This window comes from Microcella sp., assembly GCF_046296455.1.
Classification (GTDB): Bacteria; Actinomycetota; Actinomycetes; order Actinomycetales; family Microbacteriaceae; genus Microcella.
On the sequence record NZ_JBKBLF010000047.1, the window covers coordinates 1 to 3,488 of the forward strand.

The 3,488-nt window shown below is 74.4% G+C and carries 4 protein-coding genes and 1 pseudogene; 3 read left to right on the plus strand and 2 right to left on the minus strand.

What is annotated here, in order from left to right:
• A pseudogene (locus ACK4HH_RS13155) lies at positions 1-700 on the plus strand (glycosyltransferase family 2 protein); the annotation flags it as partial.
• Entirely contained in the window at positions 693-2,192 is a 1,500-nt protein-coding gene (locus tag ACK4HH_RS13160; RefSeq protein ID WP_409652806.1) for a DUF5719 family protein, read from the plus strand. The pseudogene ACK4HH_RS13155 and the gene ACK4HH_RS13160, both read left to right, overlap by 8 nt.
• Before the next feature lie 13 nt (positions 2,193-2,205).
• Here the strand turns inward: ACK4HH_RS13160 and ACK4HH_RS13165 are convergent, their stop codons facing one another.
• On the minus strand, positions 2,206-2,634 hold the full coding sequence (locus ACK4HH_RS13165; RefSeq protein WP_409652808.1) for a hypothetical protein: 429 nt from the start codon (positions 2,632-2,634) through the stop codon (positions 2,206-2,208).
• Between the two features lie 52 nt (positions 2,635-2,686).
• Between ACK4HH_RS13165 and ACK4HH_RS13170 the strand changes: the two genes are divergently transcribed.
• Positions 2,687-2,899: a DUF3499 family protein gene (locus ACK4HH_RS13170; protein WP_409652811.1), complete on the plus strand. Its 213-nt coding sequence runs from the start codon at positions 2,687-2,689 to the stop codon at positions 2,897-2,899.
• On the opposite strand, the gene ACK4HH_RS13175 is transcribed toward ACK4HH_RS13170, so the two are convergent.
• Positions 2,872-3,390 carry a DUF2306 domain-containing protein gene (locus ACK4HH_RS13175; protein ID WP_409652815.1) on the minus strand — a complete coding sequence of 173 codons (519 nt, stop codon included), beginning with the start codon at positions 3,388-3,390 and terminating at the stop codon, positions 2,872-2,874. The genes ACK4HH_RS13170 and ACK4HH_RS13175 overlap by 28 nt on opposite strands.
• Positions 3,391-3,488 lie beyond the last annotated feature (98 nt).

Sequence of the window (3,488 nt, forward strand, 5' to 3'; positions counted from 1 at the left end):
GGCGCTCGGTGCCGTCGCCGTGCTGGCGGCCGCGGTCGCGGTCGCGCCGCTCGTCGCCGTGTCGGCCACAGGGGGCACAGCCGTCGCGGCGAGCGAACCGCGCACGCTGCCCGCTCTCGTCGCGGCCGAGGCCCAGCGCGACCCCGCGATCGGCACGATCGTGCTCACGCCGGTCGAGGGCGGTCTTGCGGCGCGCGTCGAGCGCGGTGCGGGGTCGACCCTCATCGAGCAACGCACATTCGCGGCCACCGGGGTTCTCGTGGCGTCAGAAACCCCTGCCGAGAGCGCGGCCCTCGCGCAGCTCGTGGGCAATCTCGCGGCACCGAGCGGGCGCGATGTCGCGGCCGACCTCGACGCTCTCGATGCCCGATTCGTACTGCTCGAGCCCTCGGGCGACGATGTGGCCGCCTCGGCGGTCGACGGCATCGTCGCCGCGCTCGACGGCAACGCCGTGCTCGCCCCCGTCGGTGATGCCGACGCGGGCCGGCTGTGGCGGGTCGTGCCGGATGACACCGGCGCGGCGCCCGTGGCCGCTCGCCCCGTCGCGAGCACCGCGGTGCTCACGGCCCAGCTCGTCATCCTCGGCCTCACCCTGCTGCTCGCGGTGCCGACGAGCCTCCGGCCGCGACGCGCGCGGACCGACGCTCACGCCGACGACTCACCGGCGCCGACCTTCGAAGCGGGTGATGACGATGAGTGACCCCCTGGGACCCGATCGGATCGGGCCCGATCGGATCGCGCCCGAAGCGACCACGCCCGATGCGATCACGGCATCCGCGTCGACACCCGCGACGAGCGGGCGCGGTGCTCGGGTGCTCGCGGCGGGAGGCCGTGCATCCCTCGCGATCATCGTGGCCGCGACCGCCGCCGCCCTGGGCGCGGGGGTGCTCGTGGTGCCGGGCCCGAGCGTCACCCCGATCGTTCCCGCGCTCGCGGTGCAGCCCGACCGGCCCGACCAGTCGCTCGTGTGCGCGGGCGCCGCGCTCGGACTCACGCGCGGTGCCGATCCGCAGCTGACGACGGTCGCCGACGATCGGCGCCGCAGCGTCGGCGAAGGCCTCGTCGAGTCGCGCATCGACACGAGCGACGCGATCGACGGGGGCGCCGTGGTCGTGACGCTTCCCCGCGACGCTCCCGGCGCGGGCCTCGCCGCCAGCCAGTCGGTGCTCGCCGGCACGCCCGAGGTGACGGGCCTCGCGGCGGCCGAGTGCCTCGCCCCGGCCCGCAGCGCCTGGCTCGTCGGCGGTGCCACGACGGTCGGCCGCACCTCGTGGGTCGTGCTGACGAACGCCGACGACGTCGATGCGACGGTCGACCTGCGCCTGTGGGGGTCGACGGGCCCGCTCGAGGCGCCCGGAGCATCCGGCATCACGGTGCCGGCCGGTAGCCAGCGCGTCGTGCCGCTCGCGGGGCTCGCGGTCGACGAACCCTCGCCGGTCGTGCAGGTCTCGAGCTCGGGCGGGTCGGTGGCCGCGACGATGCAGACCTCGATCGTGCGGGGGTTGACCCCGAGCGGCCTGAGCATCATCACGCCACTCGCCGAGCCGGCATCGCGGCACGTCATCGCCGGCCTGCCGGTCATCGCAGGGCAGCTCGCGCTCGAGCGCTCGACCGCTGACGGCGGCGTCGACGGCCTGACGGCCCTCCGCCTGCTCGCACCGGGCGCCGACGACGCCGCCGTGACGGTGACGCTCGTGGCGCAAGACGGCGGGGTCGGGCTCGTGACCGAGACCCTGCTCGAGGCGGGCACCGTTCTCGATCTGCCCATCACGCTGCTCGCCGACGGCGAGTACGGCGTCATCGTGCAGTCTGATCAGCCCATCGTCGTGGCAGGCCGCACGAGCACGGCGACGGCCGAGACGATCGACGTCGAGTGGTTCACGCCGAGCCCGGTGCTCGAGGCCGGCGTGGAGGTGCTGACGGCCGTGGCCCCGCTCGACGACGCCGGGTCGGCCGTGCTGCACCTCGTGGCACCCGATGAGGCTGCCGAGGTCACGGTCGACGGACGGGTCGTCACGGTGCCCGCGGGGGGCGGGGTCGTCGTGCCCTCACCCGCCAATACCGCACTGCGCCTCAGCACGACCGCGCCCGTGCACGCGAGCATGAGCTATCGCGCGGCGGGGCTACTCGCCGGTTCGCGCGTGCTGCCGCCGCCCGCCGCGAGCAGCGCCCTCACGATCTTCCCGCGCTAGCCGCGCGGGCGGCTCACCAGTGCCGAAACCGCTCGGGGGCGAGATCCCACGGGTCTTTGCCGATGAGCTCGCCGACCGCTCGAAAGACGCAGCTCTCGACCATGAGGCGCCGGTGCCAGTCGTCGTCGCGGTGCAGGCGGCTCATGCGCTCGATGGGGATGCGGAAGAGCACGACGAGGTTCTGCTCGGGAACGACCCGCCAGCGCGCCACCCCGCGCACCCCGGGCGGCTGATCGGGCATGGGGGTCACGTCGATGCGCAGCGTCGCGAGCTCATCGGGCCACAGATCGACCAGGTAGTCGGCGGTCGACTGCACGGCCGTCTCGAAGAGGTCGCGCCGGGTGTGGGCGAGGGGCAGATGAGGCCCGGTCACGGGCGAGCGAGCCGTGCGGCCGTGCCGGGCGCGAGCCCGCGCGCTCGGGTGCCGGGGTGCTCGTGCCACGCGCCCAGCCTATCGCCGCACCGGTGCGTGCCCGCCGTATGCTGAAGCCACGATGAGCGCTCGACCGTGCAGCAAGGTGGCGTGCAGCGACCCCGCTGCCCGAACCCTCACCTACGTGTACGCCGATTCGATGGCCGTGCTCGGCCCGCTGAGTGCGCGGCCCGAACCGCACAGCTACGACCTGTGCGACCGGCACTCCGAGCGGCTGTCGGCGCCGAACGGCTGGCAGATCGTGCGCTACAGCGCGCTCGGCGAGGTGGGCTGACCGAGCGGCTCCGCCACCCGCCGGGCTCGGCCCCCCACTCGGCGCCGAATGATCCCCTCGGCCACGAGGCTGTTGATCACGAAGCCCACTGCGACGAGCCAGGTCTCGCTGACGATCGAGGTCTCGCCGCCGACGATCGACCACACGATGAGCACGAGCGCTTGCGTGCCGCCCGTGACGGCGATCGCGTAGGCGCGTGTCATCCAGGCGGCGTGCGCATCGAATCGGTGGTGAACGATCGCGCGGGTGGCGAGCACGAGAAAGACGAGCATCGGCACGGCGAAGACGATCCGCACGATCGCCAGGGCGAACGCCTCAGCCGGGCCAGAGAAGAAGACCGCCAGCGCGATGCTCGCGAGCGCGCCGATCATCCCGGCCGGGATGAGCACCCGGCCGGTGCGGCGGTGCCACACGCGACGCCCGCGCAGCGCGGGAGAGAACTGGAACGCGCCGAGCAGGCAGTAGAGGCTCATGCCCACGATGTGCGCCACGATCACCCCCGCGGGCGCGGGGGAGGGGGGGCGCGCGGGGGGGGGGGGCCGGTATTGGAGGCGCCGCCACCCGCCCACGCGCGGGGGGGGGCGGAGCC

Coding starts and splice junctions, on each gene's coding strand:
- ACK4HH_RS13160 (WP_409652806.1), top strand. CDS start 693: ATGAGTGACCCCCTGGGACCCGATCGGATCGGGCCCGATCGGATCGCG.
- ACK4HH_RS13170 (WP_409652811.1), top strand. CDS start 2,687: ATGAGCGCTCGACCGTGCAGCAAGGTGGCGTGCAGCGACCCCGCTGCC.